The organism is Brenneria populi (genome assembly GCF_036016195.1).
GTDB classification, from domain to species: Bacteria; Pseudomonadota; Gammaproteobacteria; order Enterobacterales; family Enterobacteriaceae; genus Brenneria; species Brenneria populi.
On the sequence record NZ_JAYWTM010000009.1, the window covers coordinates 150,211 to 174,203 of the forward strand.

Below are 23,993 nucleotides of genomic sequence, written 5' to 3' on the forward strand. Positions count from 1 at the left end.
TCCCCTTATTGACCCGTTTTTGCCGCATTACTCAGTCGCTGCATGCGGCGCAAATAGAGATCGGCGATCGCCGCTTTATCATCGTTGCAGGTGTCCAGCGCATCGCTGAGTCGATCACTCCAGATGGCTATCCCGCCCCAGGTTACCGGCGATTGCAGTACCGGCCGGGGCGTTGGCGCCGTCAGGCTTTCCGGCATCGGCTCGTCCACTATCTTGAATGCCGGCGGCGGGGGCGTGTTTTTGCAGCCCATCGCTGATAGCAGCAGGCACGATAGTGTTAGCGCACGTATCGCCTTGTGTTGCAGCACGCATCTTTTCACGCCGGTTTTCCCCTTCCGCATTGCGCTTCTGTTCATTTGCCCGTATCGCCGCCAGCGCCTCGCGGGCATCGGCTCCCATCGCCCTGATCTCTTCAAGCACCGTATTCTGTTGCCTGGCGCTGGCCGACAGCGCTTCATTGCGCGCGCTGCTGGTTCCGCGCTGGTAGGTTTGCCAAAGCAACCCGGCCGATACCAACGCCAGCAGGGCGGAAAGAACAATCGTCAGTTTCATTTGGCTTTCTCCAGACCGCGCAAACACCAGGCTTTAAAGTCGGTTCGGCGGTTTACCAGCCCGGAAGACCGCTTGCCGGCGCTGTTAACAAAGTCGGTTAGCCGGGCGCACATCTGCGGCCATTCATGCGCCTGCGCGTGCCTCCATATCGTTGTCCTTTGCTTGCGTCCCTGTGCGTTGGTAAACCACATCAAATTAGGGCACCCAAGATTCAACGCCGCGTCCGCCATCGCTTCAAATGGGTATTGCGGCATTGCCTCCCCTTCAAAATTGTTATTGATGCAGTTCTCCGCCCGCTGCATATCGTTTACCCAGCGGCGCGCGATCTCGTCGTTGCTGTAGTCCCGCTTTTGCACGTTGCCCGTCGAACCAATGCCGACAGTCAACACGCCAGCGGGGCAGTAGTAGGGGGACTGGCGGCAATCTTCCCAACTCGCGGTTTTTTGCTGCGCCTCCGGCGACGTGCGCAGCGTTCCCGGCGATAGCGTCACGCCCAGCGCCACGATCGCCGCAATCGAACAGCGCTTAATTACGGCTTTCATCGTCAAACTCACTTTGTTTAAGAATGGAAACCGCGCGGCGTTCCGAATCGTTCAGAGAACGGCTTTCGGCCTGCTGCAAAATCTTTTCAATCAAGGCATTGCGGCGACGTTGCGCGCGCTCAATACGCACGCGGTACAGCCAGGCGCGCGCGGCGGTCACAATGCCGATAACCAGGCCGGCAACCGCCACCTTTTCACTGACCGTCATGACGCCGATACCGGTTACCATCGCGGACATGCCGAAAGTCACCCAATCATTCAGTCGCTGCAAATCATTCAATCCCATAGCTGCACCGTTTCTTGTTCTGCGCTTTCGGTGATTTCCGGCAGCTCTATTTCTTGGCCGGCGGCGAGAAAAAGCTGATTGCTCAGGCCGGGATTAGCGGCGACAACCGTTTCGGTAACGCCTTCCGTGCGCCCGTAGTGTCGGTAACACAACTGATCGACGGTATCGCCCTGTAACGCTTTCACTTTCACTAAAACGCCTCCGCGAAATTGCGCACAACGCCGATAATGTCGGAGATCGCCCAACGCGCATCGCGCCACAAATCCGCTGCCTGCAAGGTCAATGCGCTGGCGTGCTTCTCGCCCGCGTCGCCGGTTGTATCAACATCGCGGTAGTTCTCAATAAGCAGCGCGCGGGCGATGCTGAACACCGCGCGGCGGTAGCGATACACTTTCACGCTTTCACTGTTTATCTGCGCGGCAGGGACGATAGCGAGCGATGCATAACCGGCCTTAGCCTGCTCGGTCTGCCACTTCGCTAACTGGTCGGTGACATGCGCGACAGCTTCGATCACAACGTGCTTTAGCCGGGTTGTCGTCACTGCGCCGTTAATGCGCATTTCCATGCGGACATCACTTAGCGAGATCTCCGGCCAGAACGCGCCGGCGCTGACTTTTTCGCCGTTATCATCGGTATCAGGCACATCGTCAGCGGCGGCGGTGACGGTTCGCCCGGCAACAAGGCTCATAATCAAAGCTCCTAAAAGGTTGGCGGTGAGCGAGTGGAGAAAAGCACAGGCTATGCCTTGCAGATCTCCGCCCGCGCCGCCAGCGCACGGGGCGCAAGTCGGTTATTCGGTTTTTCCGCTCGCGGTCTTTTTGGCCGCTGTTTTGCGGGACGCTGCTTTCCCAGCTGTCGCCGCCGTTTTGCGTATCGTTTTACGAGCCGCCGCTTTACTCGTCGCCGTGGCCACCACAGCCGAATCCGACGATGCTTCAGCGCCTTCGGCATCCGCCGCGCCTGCGGTTTCATCCGCGGCGCCATCCTCGGCAGCATTACCGGCATCGTTGCCGCTGTCCGCATCGCTTTCACCTTCCGCATCGGCGGCGAGGCTGGCTTTTTTAACCAGGCGCGCCAGGCGTTCGATCTCTTTTTTCACCCCGGCGCCCGCATCCAGCTTTAACGCTTCGCGCAGGTATTCCAGCGCCGTCGCCTGGTCTGCCTCCGTTCCGCTACGCAGCGCAAAGGCGCGGGTTTTAAGCAGCTTGGCGCGAACCTGATCCGGCATATCTTTGCCGTCAACAATCTGGGCGACCTCATCCAGCACGGCCAGATACGTAGAAATATCGGCGCTATCGTCGGCTTTCACTTGCACCAGGATCGGATCGCAGATTTCCTCAACTAGCACAGTCGGCGCGGTGCGGTTAAAGCGATCCGGCATGGCGAGGCTGTGAGCGATCACATAGCGCCCGATGCGTACCGCCAGCGGATAATCAGCGGCATCAATCGCCCATACCATCAGCGTGACAATCACTTCATCCTGGCGCCCGCTATCGCCGTCCAGCGTGCCGTCAATCCATCCCTCATACTGCGGTAGCAGTTGCTTTTTCAGCTCGGCTTTAGCCTGGTCAGATTGCACTCTGCGCAATGCACTCTGATCCATGCGCAGCCGGTGCAAAATTTGCTCATGCGCTGTGCGGGCGGTGTCCGTCAGCTCGTCGGTTTTGCCGTGGCGTTCCGCCATGACTTTTTGAAAATGTCGTTGTGCCGGTGTCAGCATTGCCCTATCTCCAAAGAGGGCGGGGCCAGCCCGCCCGCATGTGGTTAGCCGTTATTGCCTTCGGCGGTCGCGAAAGTGATACCGTCGATAAACGCCACGTTGCCATAGTCCTCAATGACAAAATCATCATTGGACGATTGATAGGTCGCCACGCGGTTATATTCCGGCTCTTCCTTGATGGTGCGGCGCAACCCGCCGCGCTGGTAATACAGCGACAGGTTTTTGAACGGCGTAATCAGGATGCCGTTTACCGGGAAATAGGGCGCGATAAAGGTCGGCATATTGCCAACTCGTTCTTGCGCAACGATCAGCTGTCCGGCCAGCATTTCGGTGTTGGGGTTGGTCTGGCTCATGGCGTTAATGGCCGGGAAATTGCTGGTTGTCAGCAGGTCGCCCGCCAGGATCACCACGTTATCCGGGTTGCGCTTGTGCCACTCGTCCATCAGACTGTTTTTAGCGTCATAGACGGCGGCGGAAACGTTGCCATAGGTGCCTTTAGCAATGATTTTGTTGTCTTCATCGCGCGAGGTTACCGTAATGCCTGAAATCCTGCGGTGCGGGGCTTCCTGACGAATTTTCTCCAGCCAGCCGATGCCGCAATCTTGCAACAGCGGATGAGCGGCGCGGTCAGACGGATCGGCGTAACTGGTGCCGTTGAACCCGATCATGATGCGGTCAAGCGACATCTGGCGCGCCATTGCCGAACTGATCAGCGGTTGGAAATTCGGCTGATGGGCCCAGGCGTCTAACTGCTCATAGCTAATGCCGTAGTCATAGTTGACCTTGCGGCAGGTGTAGTTGAGCGGCTCCATGTTGCTGTTATCAGCTGGATTGCGGCGCGTCGTTGTGCTGTTGTTCACCCCTGCCATAGGGCCTTTGCTGCCAACCAGCACCTTTTGGCCGATCTGTTGATTAACGCCAAACACGTTAATCAGTTTCAGGAAAGCATCGCTTTCCTGCGCCGCGGCTTCCATTCGCTGCTGACGCGTTGGATCGACGGCAAATTTTGCCGCAACGGCAGCGGGCGATACGCCGTTTAACTCGGCCTGTCGCATAACGTACCGATCAAACAGTTGGCGGGTATTATTTTCCATGTTCGTTTTTCTCTCGTTGTGAATATCAGTACGGGCTTAGAAATCGGCCTGCTGCACGTTGCCGCCACCGCTGGCCGGCGGGCGCTGGCTGAAATTGCCGTCGGTGCCTTCCAGCTTTTGTTTCAACGCAGACAGATCGGCGGTCAGCTTTTCAATCGCCTGCTTATCACCGGCGCGCGCTTGTTCTGCGGCGCTGAACTGGTCGCTTAAATCGGCCTGCGACTGCGCCACGACTTCAACCGCCTGATGTACCTGGCCGAATCGCTCATCGTCGGTTTTTTTGCCTTTGCCCAGAATGCCCATAACGCGGTTAAACCACTGCTTGCCCTCCTCGCTGTGCTGGGCGGTCAACTCAATGATTTCGGCTTCGATAGCATCGGAAAATAGCGGGGCTTCGGCCTGTTGATTGTTGAAGGCCATCACCTGCGCACGCTGCTGGGCGGCAAACTTAAGGCGCTCAGTGCCCAGACTTGCCGGGGTGTCCGTCATTGCCAGACCCATCACATAAGCCCGTCCGTTTAATGCAAATTGCGGATGAAGCTCAATGCTTGAGTAAACCTTTTTCCCGTCATCGGTAAGCTGTTTCATGCGCGCAGAGGGTTCGATCTCTGCGTAAAGCGCGGTTCGCCCCGACAATGGGCCGTCGGTAATCTCCTCCGCGCTCAGGGCGGTAACGTCTCCCATCGCGCCGAAATCACTACCGGGATAGGGGGAAAGATAGTGCTCCACGTTGACGCGGGCGCCGTACACCTCCGGGCTGTAATTTGCCGCGGCGTCGCGCAGGTGTTCCGGTTTGATTTCTCGCCCGTCCACGGTGGCGCCGGATACAGCAACCCGGAACTTTTTACGCGTACTCGTTTTACTTGCCATGTTTGCCTTGCCTGCTCAGGAATTGTTTAGCTCCCGGTGATGATTCCATGCCGCTTAAACCCCCTCAACGCCTTGTTGTTGTAGGGGAAATGCCACAACCGGCGGCGCAAGAAACTACCCGCGCGCGCGGGTTAATCTCCCTGCCATGAAACAAGGGGAGAGCGATGGCGGTTCAGGAAGCATTCATCAGACTGCGGGCACGACAACTTTACTGGCAGGGATACCCGCCGGCGGAAATCTCGCGCCTGATGGGCATCAATCAAAATACGGTTTACGCCTGGAAAAAGCGCGACGAATGGGACGAAACACCCCCGATCCAGCGTGTTACTACGTCTATTGATGCGCGTCTTGTTCAACTGACCGCGAAAGAGAAAAAGACCGGCGGCGACTTTAAAGAAATTGACCTGCTGACGCGCCAGTTAAAGAAGCTGGATAACGGCACAGCGGCGACGCAGCCCAAAAAGAAAGTACGAAAGAAACAAAATTTCTTTTCAGAGACGCAGATAGCCGCATTGCGGGCGAATATCCTCGACTCGCTTCACTGGCATCAACGCGGCTGGTATGAAAACCATCATTATCGTAACCGCGCGATCCTTAAATCCCGCCAGATTGGGGCAACCTGGTACTTTGCCCGCGAGGCGCTATTGCGGGCGCTGGTCGATGACGTGAAGTACAAGCATCAGCGCAATCAAATCTTTCTGTCGGCCAGCCGCCGCCAGGCGTATCAGTTCCGCAGTTTTATCCGCTCCGCAGCGGAAGAGGTTGATGTTGAGCTAAAAGGCGGCGACATGATCCAACTGTTCAACGGCGCAGAGCTTCACTTTCTCGGCACCTCGGCAGCGACGGCGCAGTCTTACACCGGCAACCTGTATTTTGATGAATTCTTTTGGGTAGGCCGATTCGCCGACTTAAAAAAAGTGGCGGGGGCAATGGCAACCCTGAAAGGGCTTACCCGCACCTATTTTTCTACCCCTTCAGCAGAAAGCCATGAGGCTTATCCGTTCTGGACGGGAGAAGCCTTTAACAAGGGTCGCAGGAACGGCAAGCGCATCGAATTTGATACGTCATGGAAAACGCTTAACAGCGGTTTGATGTGTCCCGATAACGTTTGGCGGCAAATCGTCACGCTACAAGACGCCATCGATCACGGCTGGGATTTAACGGACATTGAGGAAATCCAGAAGGAGAACAGCCCGGAAGAGTACGACAACCTATATAACTGTCAGTTTATCCGCACCGGTGAAGCCGCTTTCGATTACAACATGCTGCTGACCTGCGGCGCCGATGGTTATGACGACTGGCCGGACTGGAAACCCTACGCCATGCGCCCAATGGCCGATCGTCCGGTATGGATTGGTTACGACCCCAATGGCGCCAGCGGTAAAGGCGACAGCGGGGCGATCTCTGTCAACGCGGCGCCGCTCATCCCCGGCGGCAAATTCCGCACTATTGAAACGCTACGCGTTCGAGGCATGGAGTTTGAAGAGCAGGCCGCGCTGATTATCAACATGCTATCCCGCTACAACGTGCAGCATATCGGCATTGACGGCCAAGGCATTGGCGAGGCGGTTTATCAGTTAGTCAGAAAAAGATTCCCGGCGGCAGTGTGCTATCAGTTCTCCCCATCCAGCAAGCGCATGCTGGTATTGAAAATGTTACAGATTATTCGCGGCGGACGCTGGGAGTATGACCGGGGAGAGTACGATCTGATTACCGCGTTTAACTCAGTTCGCAAGGTTGTTACGCCTGGCGGGGTTATCACTTATGACACCGATCGCTCGCGCGGTGCCAGTCACGGCGATCTGGCCTGGGCGACCATGCTATCAATTATTAACGAACCGCTGGGACAAGAAGACGGCGGCGGAATGACGGTTATGGAGTATTAAAATTGAGTAGACGAAAATCACCGCGCGGGCGGCATAGCGCCACGGCGCAGACTGATCTGGCGGCAGAACTCCAAAAACTTCCCGGCCTGAGCTCGTTCACTTTCGACGGGCCTTGGCCGGTTACATCTTCCTATGACCTGTTGGATTCGATGTATTGTGCCGATAACGGCCGTTACTATGAGACGCCGATCAGCTGGTACGGCCTGGCGCGCCAGTTCGGGCACGCCAGCTGGCACCAATCCGCCCTAATGTTCAAGCGTAACGTGCTGGCCGGCTGCTTTGTTCCGCATAAGCTGCTGTCGCGTCAAACGTTTTTGGCCTTTGCGCTTGACTGGTTTGTATTCGGCAATGCGTACCTGGAGTTAAGAAAGAACATGTTCGGCGGGGCGCTGGGGTTTCGTCACTCGCTGGCAAAATACACCCGGCGCGGGTCAGATCTGGATACATATTGGTTTATCCAGGCAGGGATGGATGATCACCAATTCAATACCGGCGATGTTTGCCATGTGATTAACCCCGATATTCACCAGGAAATCTACGGCATGCCGGAATACCTGGCCGGCCTGCTATCCGCCAACCTGTCACATTCTGCCGATAAGTTCCGCAAAATGTATTACGACAACGGTAGCCATGCCGGATGCATTGTGTACGTCAACAGCGCGATCGCCGACAAGGACAGCCTCGACAAACTGAAAAAGACGCTCACCGATACGCGGCGAGGCGGGGCATTCAAAAATATTTTGCTGCATGCGCCGGGCGGGGGAAAAGACTCGGTTCAGATCCTCCCGTTCAGTCAGATATCCGCCAAGGATGAGTTTCTGGGCGTCAAGTCGGCTACGCGTGACGACATCTTGGCGGCGCACCGCGTACCGCCGCAGCTTATGGGCGCCATTCCTCAAGGTAACGGCTCGTTCGGCGACGTTGAGAAAGCGGCCAAAGTGTATGCCATTAACGAATTAACGCCGGTAATGGAGGCCATGAAACATGTTAACGACTGGCTGGGCGAGGAGGTGATCCGCTTCAATCCCTACGCGCTACTTGATACCGACAAATAATCACTTCCGCCATGCTGCCCGGCGGCGGCATGGCTTTGCCAGCTGGCATAGTCATTACTGACTGTTCCGGCCAACGCCCCCGATAACTCCCCAGACGCTATGCATCGAGCATAGCCACAACCGATCCATTTATCGCAACCCATCAACCCCGCGCCAGACGCAACAGGCGGCACGCTGGCACGCGTTCTCATCCTCACTCGACTGATGCACCGATGCGGTGCGCGCCTCACAGCGGGCGATTCAGGCAACACCAGACCCCCTACCTAGCCCCCAAAGCGCGCGCTTGCTCCCCCGCCTCGCCCGCGCGCTAAACATGCCTCTTTTTGTGCAATATCTCAGGGTAGGAAGAACCGCGCCAGCGCTGGCGCGGGATGGGATTCGATGATGTGAAAAAATTGTGCAAATTTGTGCATGTTTTTGCAAATAGAAATCATGAAAATTCAGGCTTTCGGTATATCCCGTCGAACAGAACATAGCTTGCTATCAACTACGATCCATCCAGACTTAATCCACTCTTGGATTTTTTGCGGCCTTACGCCCATATGTCGAGCAAAAGCGGCTTGATTTCCGCCAAAATTCAATTTTATGTATTCTATTAATGGCATTAGTTACTCCGCTAAAATTTCAGGATTAACTATCAGATAGCTTGTTCCGTGCTCGTCATCCATTTCTACAGCATCAAAGCCCAGGTAAGCAGCAACGCGACCGCGCAGACGCTGCATTTCCCAACTGTGCGTTTCGTAAGCATCGCGTGGCGTAATCAAGTGGGAGAATAAATCATCACATTCATCATCGGCAATTGCATAAGCCAGCGCTTCCAACTCTTCTCCATCCGTTTCAACTTCGCGGCGCAGATATTCGATAACGTCTTCAATGCGGGCATTCAAATCTGAGTTATCAGCGATTTTGTCTACGTTATAGCAGTAGACAAAATCACCGTGTGATTTAGCAATGTCCGCATCTGCACTGGCGAATAGACCTTCGAAAATGTTGTCACCGCCATTCGGCAAAATGCTGCGCAGAGTGATTACGGGAGCGGCGTTGCTATATGAGCCGTGAAACAGTTTCATTCTAAACCCCTCAATCTCGTTTCTATGAAATAAATATAACCGATAATCGGTTATGTGACAAGTGTAGATCGCCCCCTCTTTTTGTTATTTTTTTACTCAGCACTCACTCTCATTAGTTCACACATGATCGCCAGACGTTCCGCTGGCGACATTGCCCGATATTTTTCCGCCCATCGTTCCGCTTTTCGCTTGATCCGCTGCCGGTCGATATAGTCTTTACCGGCAAACGCCGCGCTATATGCCCGCTCTTCCTGGTAGTTCATCCATAGCTGTTCCGTGCGCACGCCGCCGCGCGTCATCACCTGGAATGTTACCGTGCGCCAGTCTCCCAAAAGTTCGTCATAGAGCACGGACGGATAACCGGAAATCATCACATTGGCCGGTACTTGCCGGAGAACGGCGATCAATTCCCGGTGATCATCAATGGTGTATTCATGCCTATAACACGCGCGACTGGTGCGCGTTTCCGGCAGATAGGGCGGATCTGCGTAAATCAACACCCTGCCAGCACGGGAAAAATCAAACATGCGCAGGTAATCGGCCGCATCACGACAAACCAGGTTGACCTGGTTCAACTGGTGAGTAAACGCGAAATCTTTTAACGCTTTTTCATCAATATCATTGCCGATATTTCGCAGTGCCGGCGGCTTACGCAGCATCACCGCGCCGCCGCCCAAATGCGTTTCTATGTAAGTGTCGTGCGGCGGCATGTTAGCGATAATTTTTTGATACGCGCCTGATGCGGCCTTGCTTCCCAAATACCCCATATTTCCCCCTTTTGGTACTACATAGCTGTTTTTATCTGTGCTGCAGCAGTGTCATTTCTGACTGTGATCGATGCCGCTGTCCAGCACAGCCATTTACGACTGTGCGGCCAACTTCCGCAGCGCGGCGACACGTTGCAATAACGCCGCCGCTTTATCCTGATCCCCGGATTCCCGGCCCTTCACCGGCGCGCAGTACAGGCACCCGTCAGCGCGCGCAATGTATGACCGGCCAGCAACGGCGATCGCATGGCCCATCGCCAGGCGCTGAATCTCTCCGCTGCTGATATCCCAGCCCAACGAACGGGCGAAATCGGCAACGCTGGCGCGCCATTCGTCCGACAGTTTGATAACCGTCTGTTTTTCATTCGCTTTAATGGGCTGACTTGTGGACGAGTGTTTGTTATGTCGCCGATCCGGCGGCTGCGATCTGAGCCTACTTAGCAATGCGCGCCGTTCCGCGTCTGTCATCTGTTGAAAGTCGATGCTTTCTTGTTCAGACGTGCCGTCAATCTCCCTATCGGTTGGCTCGGAAATGTTTATTTTTTCGTCTACCGTAGAGTTATTGACAGAACTCCAAGCGTCGCCGGGGGGCGACGTAACAGCCAAAACCCTCCCGGTGCTGGCATTGGCGCCATCGTCAACGGCCTGTTTTTTCCTGATTTTCCACTTAATTAACCGGGTACAAATACGTGATAGTGCGCCTAGGCGCGGAGAAAACACCCCGAATATTTTTTCTGGCGTTTCGCCGTATGTGTTTTGTTCGTCCGCCTCTTCATATGCGATGCGCACCGTATAGCGTTCGCGTGGGATCAGTACGCCGCCTTGCTTCTCGATGTAAGTAGCGAAACATCCCGCATCTGCGGCCGCTAACACGGCATCCATTGCGGGATCGGCAAGCTGCGGCGCTCCGCGTTTGAATGCGCCGGTTTCTTTCTGCGCCGCGGTTAACTGGTTCGCCAGTCGGCGCAACTCGCGCCATACTGTCACCGGCGGCATGCCGAACGGCTGAAACTGCCGGATATTATGCTGAGACGCCCAGGCCATCGCATACTTTGCCGTATCGCGCAGTGGCTTACCGGTTTCATTGTCCAGCTCGCCATCCAGCGCGTAACCATCAATGTTTTTGCTGATGTACTTCGCCACGTAAGCGGTGGCGCTGCCTTTCTGTGGGTCGAGTTTCTTCGCTTTAAATCGGGCGCCCGTATTGCGGCCTAACTCGGCCCGATCCTCGGCAATAAAGTAATCGCGCAGGATATCGGTGATTTCTTTTCTGTCATCCGGCGGCATGAATAGCAGTACATGCCAGTGAGGCGTAGCGTCGTGATGCGGCTCCGCAACGCGGAAGCCATACGGGCGCAGGTTGCGGCGATTGAGCGCCGACATTGCGCGCGCCCATGTTTTGCACAGATAGCGCTGACCTTGACGCGGGGAAGTATGATCCCACTTGGGATTTTGATGCCCGTTCTGCGTGTTCGCGTGATAGCGAGAGGGGCAAGTGATAGTCAGAAAAATACCGGCATCGCCGCGCGCCATAGCGACCATTTCAACGCCAGCCATTCGGGTCATTAGTTCATGCCGGCGTATGGCTGGGTTGCTGATGCTGGCATAAACCATATTTTCCAGTGATGCGATGTTGCCATCTTCATCAACTAATTCATGAGCCTGGAAAAATGCGCGGTTTTTTCGGCGCTGCTCTTGCCACTGGTTCAGCGCGTCGATGCTGACATACGGCATGCGCTTTTTGTGGATCACGCCGATAGCGCGGAACTGGTTTTCTCTCCATTCGCAACGCAGGCGCCACAACTTACGCCCCCACCATTCGGGGCTGGTGATGCGCAGAATAGCGGAGTAAATACGGTTACGTGATTCGGCATCACTGATAATCACACCCCAGCATGGCGGCGTTACGCGCAGCGCCAATATTTCCCGGCCAAGATGCCAGAAAAGCGCCTGAATATCGTCATTCTTCATTTCTTCCGGCGAGGTGTCGCCGCATTCAGTCTCAAGCATTTCCGCAATGCTGGCGGCGATGGTATGCCCGGCGTTAATCGCTTCCTGCTTTGTGAACTCGGCCAAGTGCGGCCAGCGGGCGCGCCAGTACATAGCCAGCTCTGACGAAAAACCATCACGCACGCTTTGCTTAGCGCGCACGGCCTCAAGACGCATCAGGGCTTTTTTCACGGTTCCCATGAAAAAGGCGCTGACGTGTCGCGGCTCGCGGTTGGCCCGCAGCCATTCTATTTTTTGCCGATAGGTATCGCGGATAAAAAATGGTTGTTCGCGCAACCTGGCTTCTACGCCTTCATGTGTATTCGTCCAGTTGCTTTGCTCTTCCAGGTATTCCGCGCGGGCTTTTTCTGCAAACTCATGCCGGATGTACAGCAAAGTGCCGTTAGGCTCTGAACGATCAAGCCTGGCGACAGCCTGATTAAAGTCTAAACCTGGCGTGGAAATGGCGCGCGCCACCAGGCGTTTTAAGTGAAGGTCAACGGCGGGATGCTGCTTAACTTCCGCAGTCGGCAGGGCAGGGGAAGATCCGGCGCTCTCAGAGAAGGGAGAGATCGCCGGGCGCGGGGCATTCCAGGGATAGGCCCATTGCTGGGTCATTACTCACCCTGCCTAACGAGCACACCAATCAATTCCCTGGCCTTTTTGCGTGAATCCACGGCAGCGCCCAGCGAGCGGCTTACGTCAATCTCATAAAACTTGTAATTCTGGTAAATCTCGCGCGAGGCAGGGGTATTGCTATTTGAAATAACTACGGCGGCGCCGCGTGATTGGTTCACGTTCAGCAATGCCGCTGCCAATGAGCGGTGGTGCTCGACGGAAAATGCGCAGTGGTAATATTGCGTAAAATTGGCCGTATCACTGGCCGGCATATATGGCGGATCACAATAGATAACGCTATGTTCATTTATCGCTTTCGCGGTCAGCGTTTCCCGAAAATCGGCCGCGATAAAAACGGTTGATGTGTCGTTGGCCTTTTCCGCAAACAGCTTTATCTCGGCTTCCGGGAAGTGCGGTTTTTTATAGTCACCGAACGGGACATTAAACACCCCGGCGTTGTTGTACCGGCAAATGCCGTTAAAACAATGGCGATTCAAGTACAGAAACAACGCAGCTTTTAAAATACGTTGGTGATATTCCTTAACTATCAGACTATTGAATGCATCGCGATTGCGATAAAACTCACACGAACTATTACCGTTTTCGAATAGCTCTTTTGCCACGTCGATAAATGGTTTTGCAGCGTTCTGAACCACTTGATAAAGGTTAATAAGATCAGCGTTAATATCAGCCAGCACATAGCGGGGATAATCGGTATTTAGGAACACGGACGCACCGCCGACAAACGGCTCAAACAGACGATCGCCTTTCGGCAGGTGCGGCAGCAAATCAGGCAGGACGCGGGTTTTACCCCCCGCCCATTTGATGAACGGGCGGATCATTTCGGCGCCCTCGCGTCCATTACCTCCGCCAAACGGTTAATCAGCGCCTTTTGCATTGTTGCGGGTGATGATGGTTCGCCAGGCTGACCCAATCCAGCAAAGAAATCCGCTACTTCACTGAATACAAGATCGGCGGTCGGACTACGAAATTTACCGCCTCTGATATCAACCATTGCCTGAAGGCATTCATTCCATCCGGCTATATAGTTTGGCTCTAATGACTCAAAGCGGCATTCGTCCAAACTATGCGGCAATTCAAGACCATCAAGGCGAGTTAGATTAGCCCAGACATAAGTAACCATCCTGGCCTGGTTAATCGCATCATCAAGCGCATGATGTTTAATCCCTTTAAACATCTGCGTGCCGACGCCTTTCGCCAGCCCCAAAGCCTCAATAGTCCTGACGTCCCGCTCATTCCAATATTTCCACGGAACATCGTCAAAACTTAAACCAAACGCCGTTCTCAGAATGACGCAATCAAAAGACGGGCTTTTCGCCCATACTTTCAGCGAATCCAGATCATCAGCGTTATCTGTCAGCCAGTCGCTAAAATCGCCGAGCGCATCATGGATCGATGCGGCATCATCACCAACCAACTCGGCGCGCGCTTCGGATGGCTGGAGCAACCACCATTTGATAGTATCGCCATCCGCTACCGCGCCTTTTTCCATGTGATTCTCAAAATCAACGCGGGTATAGAACTTTTCGCCCAGGCCATAATTTTCCGGGTCAAAGAACACGGCGCCGATGGCGGCAATCTGTGCGCTAGGCTTTTTACCCAGCGTCTCCAAATCAATCATGACGTTATTCATTTTTCACCCCGATAGTGCTTGCTTTTCAGTTCGCTAATGCCCTGGCAATGTACGCAGAGCGACACGCCGGGAACTGCAACGCGGCGCGCTTCCGGTATTGGCGCGTCGCAGTTTTCGCAGGTAAAAGCGGATGGCGCCGCAGACTTGCGGCGGGCGTTGGCGATATGTGCATCGCGTATCATGTCCTGCTGCTCTTGCGCGGCGTCCATGTAATCAGCCATCAGATAATCTCCTGCGCTGACGACTCAAAGCGGCCCGCCTCGGCGCGCAGCAGTTCAATGATTTCGGCCGCTGAAAGCTCATTTTTTTGAGCATGAATAGACAGCGCATCAAGACGAACAGAAAAGGAAAAATGCTGGTCTTTTTTTTCCGACATCCTGGCCTTTTTCAACAAATCAACGAGCGCGTTGTAATCTGCGCCCATTTGCTTAACTTCTGCGTTTCTCATCGTGATTTCCTTTTTTCAGGTAATAGAAAGCCCGGCGGGTTTACGCCATAAAAAATGGGTTTTATTACGGTTAAAGAATTAAATGTTTGGGGAATAAACTCACAACTGCCTTAAGTTTATTCATTGCCTTAATTAGCCTTATTTTTTCGTCATTTGTCAGTTCATTAAAATTCAAGTGATGGCGCTCTTTTCGGATATCTGCTAAATAAAAAATTGCAGATAGCACGCGCATATTTTCGTGATAATCACGATCTATCTTGTCCCGCATATCATCAATAAAACGGCACATATCCTTTTCACTGTCCGACTGAAAGAATTTCCCCCTTAGCGCGGCGATATGGTTAAGCCCGTCCGTTCTGGTGCTGATGCTCAGCGGAACGGCGCGGGCTGCTTCGGTGTTAGCCATAGCTTACGCCGCCCAGCCCAGCAAACGAGTGATCCAGCGGTGACGCTTTACTGTCTGCACATAAGGCTTTTGGCGTCCAGGGAAAAAATAAACCTGGCTTGGTTTTGGTTGAATGCGCTGGCCGTTCGGCAACTCCAACCAGCCTTTATTTTCTGGCTGCGGCGATGGCGATTGAGATATTAATAAACGCGCGATGCTAATCATTTTTAACTCCGCATAATTTATCTATAGTTTTACATGCTTCTGCCAGCGCAAAATCCAACCCGAAATAATCGCTTTCGCGAGTGATTTGATAACGCTGACGGTTATATGGTTTTTTACGTGGCAATTTTAAAATAGTGAAACCACGATATAGCGACGTTTTGCTATTTAGCTGAACCAGATTCACGACGCCTCTCTTATTTATTACAGCCCCAGCCACAATAACCATGCGTCGCGCTGTTCTTTCGGGCGATTCATGAAGGCGTCACGCATAGCGCGATTAAATTCTGGGATATACACCCAATTTTCACCACGGCGCGGGTTTGGGTTTTCCGGGTTAATCCACGGAATCAGCGGCAGCTTGCCGTTATCAACCATGCCCTTTACGGCCGCTTCCGACTTCCCGATCATTTCTGCGAACTTCTGATACGGCACCGCATCAACCGGGTGGCGAATCTCATAAACACCGTCTGCCATTGCTGGACTCCTTTTTTCAATTATTGGAATGTGTGCCGGGGTTTTTAGCCACGCCCGGCGCGTGGTTTGTGGTAGGCTTCAAGTGCCAGCAATCAACCAACCACGCAAGGAATTGATATGGAACCAAACAAAACCGACATTCGGCATCTGGTGGCGCCTGATAAAGACAGTGATGAATTTCACGTTCTTCATAAGCCTGCGCCTCCGGAGGAACAAGACGACGAGGAATAAGCGCCATGAATAAACAACCGACTGAACATGAAATTCATTTCCGCATCTGGTACAGCTACTGGCTGGAACATATGACCGAAACGCTTAATCGGCGTATCGATATGTTTACCAATGCGATAATTCTTACTCTTGGCTCCGCAATATTTGCGACCAGTCATTTCAGTTGGTTGTTTGGTGGCATCATTGCCGTTCTTAGCGGCTTTCGGATCGCCTGGCAATACGGGCAAAAAGCAGCAGCGGCCAAGCAACAGGCGAAAAGATATGCTGCCCTTATTGATGAGATCCCCAATATTGCGATCGATGAAACTCGCGAAAGGCTGGCAATGCTTGAGGAATTTGACAGCGTAGCCATTAATAGCCTGCGTAACCCGGCAAGAAATGGGGCATCTGTTTCTCTCAGCCTCAAGCATAGGGAGCCCCTTTCCTTTGCTGAAAAGGCTGTTTCCCTTTTGGCCGGCGGCACTCCCCGGTAACCTACCTATCAATACAACCACTTTCTGAATAATCATGGCGGGGCTGCTAATAACGGTGGCTCCGCCTACTTTCTGCCCTTCCATCCGTTCACCCCTTCACCGTGTCGTGATACTCTCATCCGATCGCCAATCGCTTAGGCTTGCTTTCTGTTGCTTGCTTGTGCGGTTGGTTTTTCGTGCCTTATGTTGTTCCTATATGAGAACAACATGAAGGAAATTTAATTCCTAAATAGGAACAAGTCAAATGAAATTGAGCGAAAAGATTCGCGCGATACGTATGGCGGAGGGGCTTAGCCAAAATCAACTAAGCCAATTAATTGATTTATCAAGGAATACATTAGCCAAATATGAGAGCGGGCTATATGAACCTAGTGGATCGTCGCTAATGAAGCTCACGCAGCATCCGCGCTTTGAAAAATACACCCTATGGCTGATGACGGATAAGACAGCGCCAGCGGCTGGGCAGATAGCACCGGCCCTCGCACACATTGGGCCAGACGCAACGCAATCCAACCACTCAGACAAACAGACTGGTTAACGCTCTATAAACATTACATTTTCACTATCTGTTATCAGGATGGTGATCTGACCGCCGGAGGGCTTTCTTATGGCAATTAAGAAGCTCGATGATGGTCAATATGAAGTGGACATACGCCCGGTCGGACGCAAAGGAAAACGCATCCGGCGGAAGTTTGAGAAGAAAACGGAAGCGGTAGCTTTTGAACGCTATACGTTATCCAGAACGGATAAAAAAGAGTGGCAGCACGGCTATGGCATTGAGCGCCGCCAGCTCAGTGAACTGGTCGAATTATGGTGGCTTTATCACGGTCAGACGTTGAAAAACGGCATGATTGAAAAGCGACACCTGAAGCGCACAACCGAACAGATGGGCGACCCGGAGATCTGCAGGATAAATAAACGCGCGATACTGGAATTCCGCACGCTGCGGCTGACTGGCGGCATCAACCCGTCAACCATTAACCGCGATATGTACCGGCTTTCCGGCATGTTTTCGGCGTTGATTAAGCTGGAAGTCTATGCGGGTGATAATCCGCTAAAAGGCTTGCCGCCGCTAACTGAAAAACCGGCATCGGTCACATTCCTGGCGGAAGCGGAGATCGCGCGGCTGCTGGCAGTGCTGGAAGGCGACGCGTACAGGTTGGCGGTGTTATGCCTGAGCACCGGGGCAAGATGGGGAGAGGCCAGCGCGTTACGCGCAGGTCAGATAGTGAATCACCGGGTGACGTTTACGGAAACAAAGAACGGCAAAAATAGAACCATCCCCATTTCGGAAGAGGTGGAACGGACTATTAAAACCCGCGAAACCGGCAGGTTGTTTAAGGTGGACTATCCGGCGTTCTGTGAGCAAATCAGGGCGGTAAAGCCGGATATACCGAAAGGCCAGGCATCGCACATTTTGCGGCATACGTTTGCCAGCCACTTTGTGATGAACGGGGGAAGTCTGGTCGCGCTACAGCAGATTTTGGGTCATGCCAGCATCCAGCAGACCATGACTTACGCGCACCTGGCGCCGGACTATCTGGAAAACGCTATTACGCTCAACCCATTACGGGGAAAAATAGTCGTTTGAAAGTGTCCACATGTTGACCACATTTGCCCAAAATGGCCCGTTTTTGACCACTTTCTAACCGTTTACAGTTGCTTGTGATTGCTTAATAGGTAGTTGTTTTAAAACGGTTTCCCCGGAAAACCGCCAAAAAAAAGCCCTCCATCATGGAGGGCAAAAGACAGGGATGGTGTCTATGGCAAGGAAAACAGGGTATAGCTACTCATTACTACAGGGTATTACTCGTACGACACACACACACTACACTCAGGATTCGTTTCGATGTCCGGCTATGGCGCGGACATCTGATTAAACATTGAAATCTGCTGCTGCATCTCTTTCATGCGCTGCCGATGTTTTTGCTCCAAAACGCTTTTTTGCTCTGCGGTCAGCAGGTTATACATCTGGTTGCGTATCCGGGTCATTTGAACCTGACGCTCGATCTGCACTTGCATCATCTTGGTGATCTGCACGCGCGCGGCCGCTTCATCAAACTGGTTGGCGATAACCAACTTATGCATGGATTCAATATCTTCGGCGTTAAACTCCGGAACACCCTGCCGGCCCTGATGCATGAGATCGCGCATTTGCTGCCGCTGTTGCTCGCTTAACTTCACACCGTCGAACATCCCGTGCTGACCGGAAAAAGGTTTCGTGGCAGAGTCATCGTGATGCCATCCACCCACAGACACGCTTTCAATCCCAGCTGCAAATGCCGTGAAAGAACTCAGCATCAGCAGTGAAGCGAGAGATAACGTTGTGACTTGCGGCATCAATAACTCCCCGGTCGGTGTGCTGTTTGGTGAATCAATGAAGATGAGTCTAATCGTCTTGCTGCAAACATGCGTCAGAGGATGTAAAACTACGTAAAGTCATGGAATAGCGGTAATCTATGACGTATTTTGCCCCTGGAGGTAGAGAAAATATGAACAAGATCCTGTTGGTTGATGACGATAGAGAGCTGACGTCTTTACTGAAAGAATTGCTCGAAATGGAAGGTTTTAACGTCGTTGTCGCCTACGACGGCGAGCAGGCGTTAAGCATATTGGACGGCAGCGTTGACCTGCTGTTGCTGGATGTCATGATGCCGAAGAAAAACGGCATCGATACGCTGAAGGAGCTACGCCAACAGCATCAGACGCCGGTGATCATGCTGACGGCGCGCGGCAGCGAGCTGGATCGCGTTCTCGGTCTTGAACTCGGCGCGGACGACTACCTGCCGAAGCCGTTTAACGACCGCGAGCTGGTGGCGCGCATTCGGGCCATTTTGCGGCGTTCCAACTGGACGGATCAGCAGCAGGCCGGTGAAAACGGCGCGCCGACGCTGGAAGTTGACGGGCTGCGGCTTAATCCCGGCCGCCAGGAGGCCAGTTTCGATGAAACCGTACTGGATCTGACCGGCACCGAGTTCACGCTGCTGTATCTGCTGGCGCAACGGCTGGGCCAGGTCGTGTCGCGGGAGCACCTGAGCCAGGAGGTGCTGGGAAAACGGCTGACGCCGTTCGATCGCGCCATCGATATGCATATCTCCAACCTGCGCCGCAAACTACCGGAGCGAAAAGATGGCCTGCCGTGGTTTAAAACGCTGCGCGGCCGCGGTTATCTGATGGTGTCCGCTGCATGATTAATAGCCTTACCGCGCGCATTTTCGCGATTTTCTGGCTGACGCTGGCGCTGGTTCTCATGCTGGTGCTGATGGTGCCCAAGCTTGACTCCCGCCAGTTGACGGCGCTGCTGGAAAGCGAGCAGCGGCAAGGTATTATGCTGGAGCAGCATATTGAGGCCGATCTGGCGGTTACCCCCGCCAACGATTTACGCTGGTGGCTGCGGCTGTTTTGGGTGATTGAGAAATGGGCGCCGCCGGGTCAGCGCCTTTTGCTGGTGACCAGCGAGGGGCGGGTGCTCGGCGCGCAGAAAAGCGAAACGCAAATCGTGCGCAATTTTATCGGCCTGTCCGATAACGCCGACCATCCGCAAAAGAAAAAATATGGCCGCGTCGAGCTGCTGGGGCCGTTCTCCATCCGCGACGGCGAAGACAATTACCAGCTTTATCTGATCCGTCCGGCCAGCAGCCTGCAGTCGGATTTCATTAACCTGTTGTTTGACAGGCCGCTGTTACTGCTGGTCTTCACGATGTTGATCAGTTCCCCGCTGCTGCTATGGCTGGCCTGGAGCCTGGCAAAACCGGCCCGTAAGCTGAAAAACGCGGCGGACGAAGTGGCGCGCGGCAGCCTGCGCCAGCATCCCGAGCTGGAGGCCGGGCCGCAGGAGTTTCTGGCGACGGGGGTCAGCTTTAACCAGATGGTCAGCGCGCTGGAGCGGATGGTCACGGCGCAGCAGCGGCTGTTGTCCGATATCTCCCACGAGCTGCGCACCCCGCTTACCCGCCTGCAGCTGGCGACCGCACTGCTGCGCCGGCGTCAGGGCGAAGGGAATGAGCTAAACCGTATCGAGACCGAAACCCAGCGCCTGGACAGCATGATCAACGATCTGTTGGTGCTGTCGCGCACCCAGCACAAGAACGAGCTTACCCGCGAATTTATCCATGCCGACGAGCTATGGAGCGACGTATTGGATGACGCGCGTTTTGAAGCCGAGCAGATGGGGAAAACGCTGGTCGTGACCTATCCCCCCGGGCCCTGGACGCTGTACGGCAATCCCTCCGCGCTTGATAGCGCGCTGGAGAATATTGTCCGCAACGCGCTGCGCTATTCCCATCATCACATTGAGGTCGCTTTTTCCGTCGATAATCAGGGCATTACCATCAAGGTGGATGACGACGGCCCCGGCGTTAGCCCGGAAGACCGGGAGCAGATTTTCCGACCGTTTTACCGTACCGATGAGGCCCGCGATCGGGAATCGGGCGGCACCGGGCTGGGGCTGGCGATCGTAGAAACGGCGATCTCGCAGCATAAAGGCTGGGTGAAAGCGGAAGACAGTCCGCTGGGTGGATTACGCCTGGTTATCTGGTTACCATTAGATCAACGATGAACGGCCGCGACGTCGCGCTTTCCGGCTATACCTCCTTCCAGATGCGGCATAGCGGCGCCCGCCGCCTCTTTCCGACGCCATGAGCTAAGCTTATCGGCGCCGGAACCGCGATTCAGGGCGTGGCGAAAAAGCCATCGCCAATCAGCCGGCAGCATCAATAGGGCCTGAAATTCATTCCTACAGGAATAGTGACATGAAAGGATTAACTTTGCTGGCGGGTCTGCTGACCGCCTTCTTTAGCGGCCACGCCTTCAGCTCCACCGACGGTATTTGCGGTTTTTCCGATGCGGAGTGCGGCATGCCCGCATTTCCTTACCTTTTGCCTGATAACGATACCCGGACCAATTTGATGTTGCTGCAAAGCAGCCGCAAACATATTGCGCTGCCGCTTCCCCAGCCTCTTCCCGACCAGACGCGCTCGCGCGACGATCCGTTTACCGCCTATCGCGTTATGGGCCTGGCGGCGACGGAAGAGGCCGCCGCGTCAACGGAGGACGCCTCGGCGCAAGCCGCGGCGGATAACGGCCCGCTGCTGGAGAAAGCCCGGCGGCTGCGGCTAGCGCCGGAGGTACAGGCGAAATTCGCCACGCTGACCGCGAACGATGGCGAAGGGCGGCAAATCTCCAACGATCTTGCGACGGTCGACGATTTCTTCGCCGTGCTGCTGGCCGATCAAACGTTAACCGACGATTGGCGCACGTCGCTCGCTCTGGCGCGTTTAATCATCCTCTCCGCGGATTACTCCCCGTCTTCGCTGGCGGCCGAGCTTGGCCGCCTGCCGGATGACGGGCGCGCGGGAGAGCTAAAACGTTACCTGATCAACACGCAGGCCTTCTATCAGGGCGAATTCGCGCAGGCGCAGAGCGGCTTTCTGGCGCTGACGCAGGCCGCGCAGCCCTGGGTCGCCGAAACGGCGCGCTATATGCTGATTCGCGTGGCGCTTAACGCGGCGATGCAATCCGCGCTGGACGAATACAATATGTTCGATGCCGGCAAAGCCGATAAAAACATGGCATCGTCCGCCCTGCGGCGGATTGATGACTATCTGCGACAGTATCCGCGCGGCCTGTACGCCGCGTCCGCGCAGGGGCTCTACCGGCGGGCGTATTGGATCCTCGGCGATCTGGCGGCGCTGCCCAAGATTTATCAACAGGAGCTGGATCGCGCCGACAATGCCGGCGATCTGCAGGCATTAAGCGATGAGATCGACAACAAGCTGCTGGAGCGGGAAACCTTCGCCGCCACGCCGGACAGCCCGCTATTGGCGCTGGTGCAGGATCTTAAACGGCTGCGCGGGGAGCGCGGCGGCTGGGGACGCTTCCCGGAGCTCTCCGTCGCAGAGCTGGCGGCCCAGCAAACCTTGTTCGACCAGGCGGGAATGCAAAACGAATTTCATTATCTACAGACCGCCTACCGGTTTTATCGGCTGAAAGATTATGCGGCGGTGGCGAATGACGTTGCGCCGGCGCGCGAGCGGGATCTTACCGATACCACGCGCTTCAGCCTGCAAGTGCTGCGCGGCCGGGCGCTTCTGCAGCTGGCGCGCTGGGATGAAGCGGAGGCGCACTGGCGTCACCTGTTAAGCCTGGAGACCAACTATACCCAGCAGCAGTACCTGCAACTCGCCCTGGCGGAAACGCTGGCTAAGGCCGGCCGTCCAGAAAAAATATTCGCCGCCGACAGCCCGGTTAAAAACCTGCGCTTTCGTTCCGCGGTATTGAAAGTGAGCGCCGACGCCGATCTGCTGCGCCAGCAAACGGGGCCGCAGCAAACGCATGAGGAGCGCGCCGTCGCCCTGCATACGCTGCTCACCAAGTCGCTGACGCGCGCCGACTATGCCGGCTATCTGCAAGATAGCGCGCTCAGAAAAGCGATTCCGCCGTTGGAAGAGACGGAAAATATGGACTGGAGCCTGGACGACCCGGCCGTTTTCGACTGGAACGGCGCTGATACCGAAGCCGGGTATCAATGTCCGGCGCTGGACAGCGTGGTGAGCACGCTGAATCAGCGGCCGAACGATGCGCGCGCCATTAACTGCCTCGGCGAATTCTTCCTGCGAACCGGCGATATCGTCGGATTCGACTGGGGAGAGAGTAATATGCTGGATGAGTTAATCAACGCGCCGACGCAGTTCAAAGGGAAGGAATATAACCGGCTGGATGGATATATGCGGGTTATCGCCGATCCCGGCGCGCCGCCGGAGGATAAAAGCTACGCGCTCTACCGGGCGGTGTATTGCTATGCGCCCAGCGGTTTTAACGACTGCGGCGAACAGGATATCGCCAAAGAGACGCGCAAAGCCTGGTTTACCCAGCTGAAAACCGAGTTTAAAGGCAGCCTGTGGGCAAACAAGCTCAAATATTACTGGTAGCCCGGATCGTTCTCCTTGCCTGGCCGTTATGGAGCGGCGCGGCGGCGCGGGCCGATAGCGTCGATGCCGCGCAATATCAGGCTTTCTGGCTGTGGGCGGCGGTGCGGCCGCAGCCGGTGCTGCATCATGCCCATACGCTCTATCTGCATCAGGGGGAGATCGCCCGCCGGCAGGGGAAGGTGGTGTTTTTGCGCCAGGGCATCCCCGTCAGCAAATTGCGCGTCGCCCATCTGTGGCTCTCTTACCGGATGACGACGCTGTCGCTGTCGGACGAGCATCTGCGGCGCATACTGGCGTTACAGGAGAGCTGGCGGCGTCACGGCAATCGGGTCAGGGGAATCCAGCTGGATTTTGATGCCCAAAGCTACCGGCTGGCGGAGTATGCGGCGTTTTTGCGGCAATTGCGCCGACGGGTGCCGGATGACTGCCGCATCAGCATTACCGGATTGCTCGACTGGGCGCGGACCGGCGACGTGGCCGAGTTGAACCGGCTGCGCAGCAGCATTGACGAACTGGTGATCCAAACCTATCAGGGACGCGGCACCGTGACCAACTACGCCGACTATCTGCCGGCCTTGAACAAGCTGACCATCCCTTTCCGGCTGGGATTGGTGCAGTACGGTAAGTGGGACCGCGTTTGGCAACGGCGTCTCGCGGCGTCCCCCTACTACCGGGGTGAAGTGGTTTTTCTGGTTAATCCCCCGGGCAAAAAACGCTGACCGCCG

General features: G+C 55.0%; 30 protein-coding genes. 9 read left to right on the forward strand and 21 right to left on the reverse strand.

Translation table 11 applies throughout. From position 1 onward, the window contains the following. Positions 1 to 5 precede the first annotated feature (5 nt). From lysC to VSX58_RS12290, 9 genes are all read right to left on the reverse strand, one after another. Positions 6 to 197 carry an Rz1-like lysis system protein LysC gene (gene lysC / locus VSX58_RS22590; RefSeq protein WP_433913811.1) on the reverse strand — a complete coding sequence of 64 codons (192 nt, stop codon included), beginning with the start codon at positions 195 to 197 and terminating at the stop codon, positions 6 to 8. Then, positions 115 to 552 carry a DUF2570 domain-containing protein gene (locus VSX58_RS12255; protein ID WP_327618333.1) on the reverse strand — a complete coding sequence of 146 codons (438 nt, stop codon included), beginning with the start codon at positions 550 to 552 and terminating at the stop codon, positions 115 to 117. Before VSX58_RS12255 ends, lysC begins: the two co-directional genes overlap by 83 nt. Continuing rightward, complete coding sequence (locus tag VSX58_RS12260) at positions 549 to 1,094, reverse strand: lysozyme (protein ID WP_327618334.1); 546 nt, start codon at positions 1,092 to 1,094, stop codon at positions 549 to 551. Before VSX58_RS12260 ends, VSX58_RS12255 begins: the two co-directional genes overlap by 4 nt. Continuing rightward, positions 1,078 to 1,380, reverse strand: coding sequence for a phage tail protein (locus VSX58_RS12265; protein WP_327618335.1), 303 nt, complete (start codon positions 1,378 to 1,380; stop codon positions 1,078 to 1,080). The genes VSX58_RS12260 and VSX58_RS12265 overlap by 17 nt, the downstream gene beginning before the upstream one ends. Continuing rightward, complete coding sequence (locus tag VSX58_RS12270; RefSeq protein WP_009114931.1) at positions 1,371 to 1,571, reverse strand: tail protein X; 201 nt, start codon at positions 1,569 to 1,571, stop codon at positions 1,371 to 1,373. The genes VSX58_RS12265 and VSX58_RS12270 overlap by 10 nt, the downstream gene beginning before the upstream one ends. Next, on the reverse strand, positions 1,571 to 2,068 hold the full coding sequence (locus tag VSX58_RS12275; protein ID WP_327618336.1) for a head completion/stabilization protein: 498 nt from the start codon (positions 2,066 to 2,068) through the stop codon (positions 1,571 to 1,573). Before VSX58_RS12275 ends, VSX58_RS12270 begins: the two co-directional genes overlap by 1 nt. Before the next feature lie 102 nt (positions 2,069 to 2,170). After that, entirely contained in the window at positions 2,171 to 3,100 is a 930-nt protein-coding gene (gene gpM / locus VSX58_RS12280) for a phage terminase small subunit (RefSeq protein ID WP_327618337.1), read from the reverse strand. Between the two features lie 44 nt (positions 3,101 to 3,144). Beyond that, complete coding sequence (locus VSX58_RS12285; protein ID WP_327618338.1) at positions 3,145 to 4,194, reverse strand: phage major capsid protein, P2 family; 1,050 nt, start codon at positions 4,192 to 4,194, stop codon at positions 3,145 to 3,147. A 36-nt stretch (positions 4,195 to 4,230) separates the two neighbouring features. Next, a complete protein-coding gene (locus tag VSX58_RS12290) occupies positions 4,231 to 5,064 on the reverse strand; it encodes a GPO family capsid scaffolding protein (protein ID WP_327618339.1) in 834 nt (277 codons plus the stop codon). A 164-nt stretch (positions 5,065 to 5,228) separates the two neighbouring features. On the opposite strand from VSX58_RS12290, the gene VSX58_RS12295 reads away from it, so the two are divergent. Beyond that, positions 5,229 to 6,950, forward strand: a complete 1,722-nt coding sequence (locus VSX58_RS12295; protein WP_327618340.1) for a terminase large subunit domain-containing protein — start codon at positions 5,229 to 5,231, stop codon at positions 6,948 to 6,950. 2 nt (positions 6,951 to 6,952) lie between these two features. Beyond that, positions 6,953 to 8,005, forward strand: a complete 1,053-nt coding sequence (locus tag VSX58_RS12300; RefSeq protein WP_327618341.1) for a phage portal protein — start codon at positions 6,953 to 6,955, stop codon at positions 8,003 to 8,005. Positions 8,006 to 8,613: 608 nt separating this feature from the next. Here the strand turns inward: VSX58_RS12300 and VSX58_RS12305 are convergent. The 11 genes from VSX58_RS12305 to VSX58_RS12355 form a co-directional block, all read right to left on the reverse strand. Beyond that, complete coding sequence (locus tag VSX58_RS12305) at positions 8,614 to 9,075, reverse strand: AcrIF11 family anti-CRISPR ADP-ribosyltransferase (protein ID WP_327618342.1); 462 nt, start codon at positions 9,073 to 9,075, stop codon at positions 8,614 to 8,616. A gap of 92 nt (positions 9,076 to 9,167) precedes the next feature. After that, the gene (locus tag VSX58_RS12310) at positions 9,168 to 9,842 is read right to left on the reverse strand and encodes a DNA adenine methylase (RefSeq protein ID WP_327618343.1); all 675 of its coding nucleotides are present in this window, start codon (positions 9,840 to 9,842) and stop codon (positions 9,168 to 9,170) included. A 93-nt stretch (positions 9,843 to 9,935) separates the two neighbouring features. Continuing rightward, positions 9,936 to 12,449 carry a replication endonuclease gene (locus VSX58_RS12315; protein ID WP_327618344.1) on the reverse strand — a complete coding sequence of 838 codons (2,514 nt, stop codon included), beginning with the start codon at positions 12,447 to 12,449 and terminating at the stop codon, positions 9,936 to 9,938. Beyond that, positions 12,449 to 13,291 (reverse strand): DNA adenine methylase, encoded by an 843-nt coding sequence (locus VSX58_RS12320; protein ID WP_327618345.1) that lies wholly within the window; start codon positions 13,289 to 13,291, stop codon positions 12,449 to 12,451. Before VSX58_RS12320 ends, VSX58_RS12315 begins: the two co-directional genes overlap by 1 nt. Then, positions 13,288 to 14,103, reverse strand: coding sequence for a 3'-5' exonuclease (locus VSX58_RS12325; RefSeq protein ID WP_327618346.1), 816 nt, complete (start codon positions 14,101 to 14,103; stop codon positions 13,288 to 13,290). The genes VSX58_RS12320 and VSX58_RS12325 overlap by 4 nt, the downstream gene beginning before the upstream one ends. Further along, positions 14,100 to 14,324 (reverse strand): TraR/DksA family transcriptional regulator, encoded by a 225-nt coding sequence (locus VSX58_RS12330; protein ID WP_327618347.1) that lies wholly within the window; start codon positions 14,322 to 14,324, stop codon positions 14,100 to 14,102. Before VSX58_RS12330 ends, VSX58_RS12325 begins: the two co-directional genes overlap by 4 nt. Further along, positions 14,324 to 14,551 carry a DUF2732 family protein gene (locus VSX58_RS12335; protein ID WP_327618348.1) on the reverse strand — a complete coding sequence of 76 codons (228 nt, stop codon included), beginning with the start codon at positions 14,549 to 14,551 and terminating at the stop codon, positions 14,324 to 14,326. The genes VSX58_RS12330 and VSX58_RS12335 overlap by 1 nt, the downstream gene beginning before the upstream one ends. Positions 14,552 to 14,621: 70 nt before the next feature. Further along, positions 14,622 to 14,957 carry a DUF5347 domain-containing protein gene (locus VSX58_RS12340; protein ID WP_327618349.1) on the reverse strand — a complete coding sequence of 112 codons (336 nt, stop codon included), beginning with the start codon at positions 14,955 to 14,957 and terminating at the stop codon, positions 14,622 to 14,624. Positions 14,958 to 14,960: 3 nt separating this feature from the next. Continuing rightward, positions 14,961 to 15,161 (reverse strand): phage filamentation protein Fil family protein, encoded by a 201-nt coding sequence (locus VSX58_RS12345; protein WP_327618350.1) that lies wholly within the window; start codon positions 15,159 to 15,161, stop codon positions 14,961 to 14,963. Beyond that, entirely contained in the window at positions 15,154 to 15,387 is a 234-nt protein-coding gene (locus VSX58_RS12350; protein ID WP_327618351.1) for a DUF4761 domain-containing protein, read from the reverse strand. The genes VSX58_RS12345 and VSX58_RS12350 overlap by 8 nt, the downstream gene beginning before the upstream one ends. Next, a complete protein-coding gene (locus tag VSX58_RS12355) occupies positions 15,363 to 15,635 on the reverse strand; it encodes a Cox family DNA-binding protein (RefSeq protein WP_009114912.1) in 273 nt (90 codons plus the stop codon). The genes VSX58_RS12350 and VSX58_RS12355 overlap by 25 nt, the downstream gene beginning before the upstream one ends. Positions 15,636 to 15,871: 236 nt before the next feature. Here VSX58_RS12355 and VSX58_RS12360 point away from each other — a divergent pair, with 236 nt between their 5' ends. The 3 genes from VSX58_RS12360 (at position 15,872) to VSX58_RS12370 (ending at position 17,930) form a co-directional block, all read left to right on the forward strand. After that, complete coding sequence (locus VSX58_RS12360; RefSeq protein ID WP_327618352.1) at positions 15,872 to 16,339, forward strand: hypothetical protein; 468 nt, start codon at positions 15,872 to 15,874, stop codon at positions 16,337 to 16,339. A 244-nt stretch (positions 16,340 to 16,583) separates the two neighbouring features. Then, positions 16,584 to 16,877: a helix-turn-helix transcriptional regulator gene (locus VSX58_RS12365; protein ID WP_327618353.1), complete on the forward strand. Its 294-nt coding sequence runs from the start codon at positions 16,584 to 16,586 to the stop codon at positions 16,875 to 16,877. 69 nt (positions 16,878 to 16,946) lie between these two features. Further along, positions 16,947 to 17,930, forward strand: a complete 984-nt coding sequence (locus VSX58_RS12370; RefSeq protein WP_327618354.1) for a phage integrase — start codon at positions 16,947 to 16,949, stop codon at positions 17,928 to 17,930. Positions 17,931 to 18,196: 266 nt separating this feature from the next. Here the strand turns inward: VSX58_RS12370 and cpxP are convergent, their stop codons facing one another. Further along, positions 18,197 to 18,679 (reverse strand): cell-envelope stress modulator CpxP, encoded by a 483-nt coding sequence (gene cpxP, locus VSX58_RS12375; RefSeq protein ID WP_327618355.1) that lies wholly within the window; start codon positions 18,677 to 18,679, stop codon positions 18,197 to 18,199. Between the two features lie 152 nt (positions 18,680 to 18,831). On the opposite strand from cpxP, the gene cpxR reads away from it, so the two are divergent. From cpxR to VSX58_RS12395, 4 genes are all read left to right on the forward strand, one after another. Next, positions 18,832 to 19,530: an envelope stress response regulator transcription factor CpxR gene (cpxR, locus tag VSX58_RS12380; RefSeq protein WP_327614194.1), complete on the forward strand. Its 699-nt coding sequence runs from the start codon at positions 18,832 to 18,834 to the stop codon at positions 19,528 to 19,530. After that, the gene (gene cpxA, locus VSX58_RS12385; protein WP_327614195.1) at positions 19,527 to 20,897 is read left to right on the forward strand and encodes an envelope stress sensor histidine kinase CpxA; all 1,371 of its coding nucleotides are present in this window, start codon (positions 19,527 to 19,529) and stop codon (positions 20,895 to 20,897) included. Before cpxR ends, cpxA begins: the two co-directional genes overlap by 4 nt. A gap of 193 nt (positions 20,898 to 21,090) precedes the next feature. Then, positions 21,091 to 23,268 carry a hypothetical protein gene (locus VSX58_RS12390; RefSeq protein ID WP_327618356.1) on the forward strand — a complete coding sequence of 726 codons (2,178 nt, stop codon included), beginning with the start codon at positions 21,091 to 21,093 and terminating at the stop codon, positions 23,266 to 23,268. Next, a complete protein-coding gene (locus VSX58_RS12395; protein WP_327618357.1) occupies positions 23,238 to 23,987 on the forward strand; it encodes a DUF3142 domain-containing protein in 750 nt (249 codons plus the stop codon). The genes VSX58_RS12390 and VSX58_RS12395 overlap by 31 nt, the downstream gene beginning before the upstream one ends. The last annotated feature ends 6 nt before the right edge of the window (positions 23,988 to 23,993 follow it).

Coding starts and splice junctions, on each gene's coding strand:
- VSX58_RS12340 (WP_327618349.1), bottom strand. CDS start 14,957: ATGGCTAACACCGAAGCAGCCCGCGCCGTTCCGCTGAGCATCAGCACC.
- VSX58_RS12285 (WP_327618338.1), bottom strand. CDS start 4,194: ATGGAAAATAATACCCGCCAACTGTTTGATCGGTACGTTATGCGACAG.
- VSX58_RS12290 (WP_327618339.1), bottom strand. CDS start 5,064: ATGGCAAGTAAAACGAGTACGCGTAAAAAGTTCCGGGTTGCTGTATCC.
- lysC (WP_433913811.1), bottom strand. CDS start 197: ATGCCGGAAAGCCTGACGGCGCCAACGCCCCGGCCGGTACTGCAATCG.
- VSX58_RS12345 (WP_327618350.1), bottom strand. CDS start 15,161: ATGATTAGCATCGCGCGTTTATTAATATCTCAATCGCCATCGCCGCAG.
- VSX58_RS12310 (WP_327618343.1), bottom strand. CDS start 9,842: ATGGGGTATTTGGGAAGCAAGGCCGCATCAGGCGCGTATCAAAAAATT.
- VSX58_RS12330 (WP_327618347.1), bottom strand. CDS start 14,324: ATGGCTGATTACATGGACGCCGCGCAAGAGCAGCAGGACATGATACGC.
- VSX58_RS12390 (WP_327618356.1), top strand. CDS start 21,091: ATGAAAGGATTAACTTTGCTGGCGGGTCTGCTGACCGCCTTCTTTAGC.
- cpxA (WP_327614195.1), top strand. CDS start 19,527: ATGATTAATAGCCTTACCGCGCGCATTTTCGCGATTTTCTGGCTGACG.
- VSX58_RS12350 (WP_327618351.1), bottom strand. CDS start 15,387: ATGGTTATTGTGGCTGGGGCTGTAATAAATAAGAGAGGCGTCGTGAAT.
- VSX58_RS12320 (WP_327618345.1), bottom strand. CDS start 13,291: ATGATCCGCCCGTTCATCAAATGGGCGGGGGGTAAAACCCGCGTCCTG.
- VSX58_RS12335 (WP_327618348.1), bottom strand. CDS start 14,551: ATGAGAAACGCAGAAGTTAAGCAAATGGGCGCAGATTACAACGCGCTC.
- cpxR (WP_327614194.1), top strand. CDS start 18,832: ATGAACAAGATCCTGTTGGTTGATGACGATAGAGAGCTGACGTCTTTA.
- VSX58_RS12275 (WP_327618336.1), bottom strand. CDS start 2,068: ATGAGCCTTGTTGCCGGGCGAACCGTCACCGCCGCCGCTGACGATGTG.
- VSX58_RS12255 (WP_327618333.1), bottom strand. CDS start 552: ATGAAACTGACGATTGTTCTTTCCGCCCTGCTGGCGTTGGTATCGGCC.
- gpM (WP_327618337.1), bottom strand. CDS start 3,100: ATGCTGACACCGGCACAACGACATTTTCAAAAAGTCATGGCGGAACGC.
- cpxP (WP_327618355.1), bottom strand. CDS start 18,679: ATGCCGCAAGTCACAACGTTATCTCTCGCTTCACTGCTGATGCTGAGT.
- VSX58_RS12325 (WP_327618346.1), bottom strand. CDS start 14,103: ATGAATAACGTCATGATTGATTTGGAGACGCTGGGTAAAAAGCCTAGC.
- VSX58_RS12370 (WP_327618354.1), top strand. CDS start 16,947: ATGGCAATTAAGAAGCTCGATGATGGTCAATATGAAGTGGACATACGC.
- VSX58_RS12355 (WP_009114912.1), bottom strand. CDS start 15,635: ATGGCAGACGGTGTTTATGAGATTCGCCACCCGGTTGATGCGGTGCCG.
- VSX58_RS12360 (WP_327618352.1), top strand. CDS start 15,872: ATGAATAAACAACCGACTGAACATGAAATTCATTTCCGCATCTGGTAC.
- VSX58_RS12295 (WP_327618340.1), top strand. CDS start 5,229: ATGGCGGTTCAGGAAGCATTCATCAGACTGCGGGCACGACAACTTTAC.
- VSX58_RS12265 (WP_327618335.1), bottom strand. CDS start 1,380: ATGGGATTGAATGATTTGCAGCGACTGAATGATTGGGTGACTTTCGGC.
- VSX58_RS12365 (WP_327618353.1), top strand. CDS start 16,584: ATGAAATTGAGCGAAAAGATTCGCGCGATACGTATGGCGGAGGGGCTT.
- VSX58_RS12305 (WP_327618342.1), bottom strand. CDS start 9,075: ATGAAACTGTTTCACGGCTCATATAGCAACGCCGCTCCCGTAATCACT.
- VSX58_RS12260 (WP_327618334.1), bottom strand. CDS start 1,094: ATGAAAGCCGTAATTAAGCGCTGTTCGATTGCGGCGATCGTGGCGCTG.
- VSX58_RS12315 (WP_327618344.1), bottom strand. CDS start 12,449: ATGACCCAGCAATGGGCCTATCCCTGGAATGCCCCGCGCCCGGCGATC.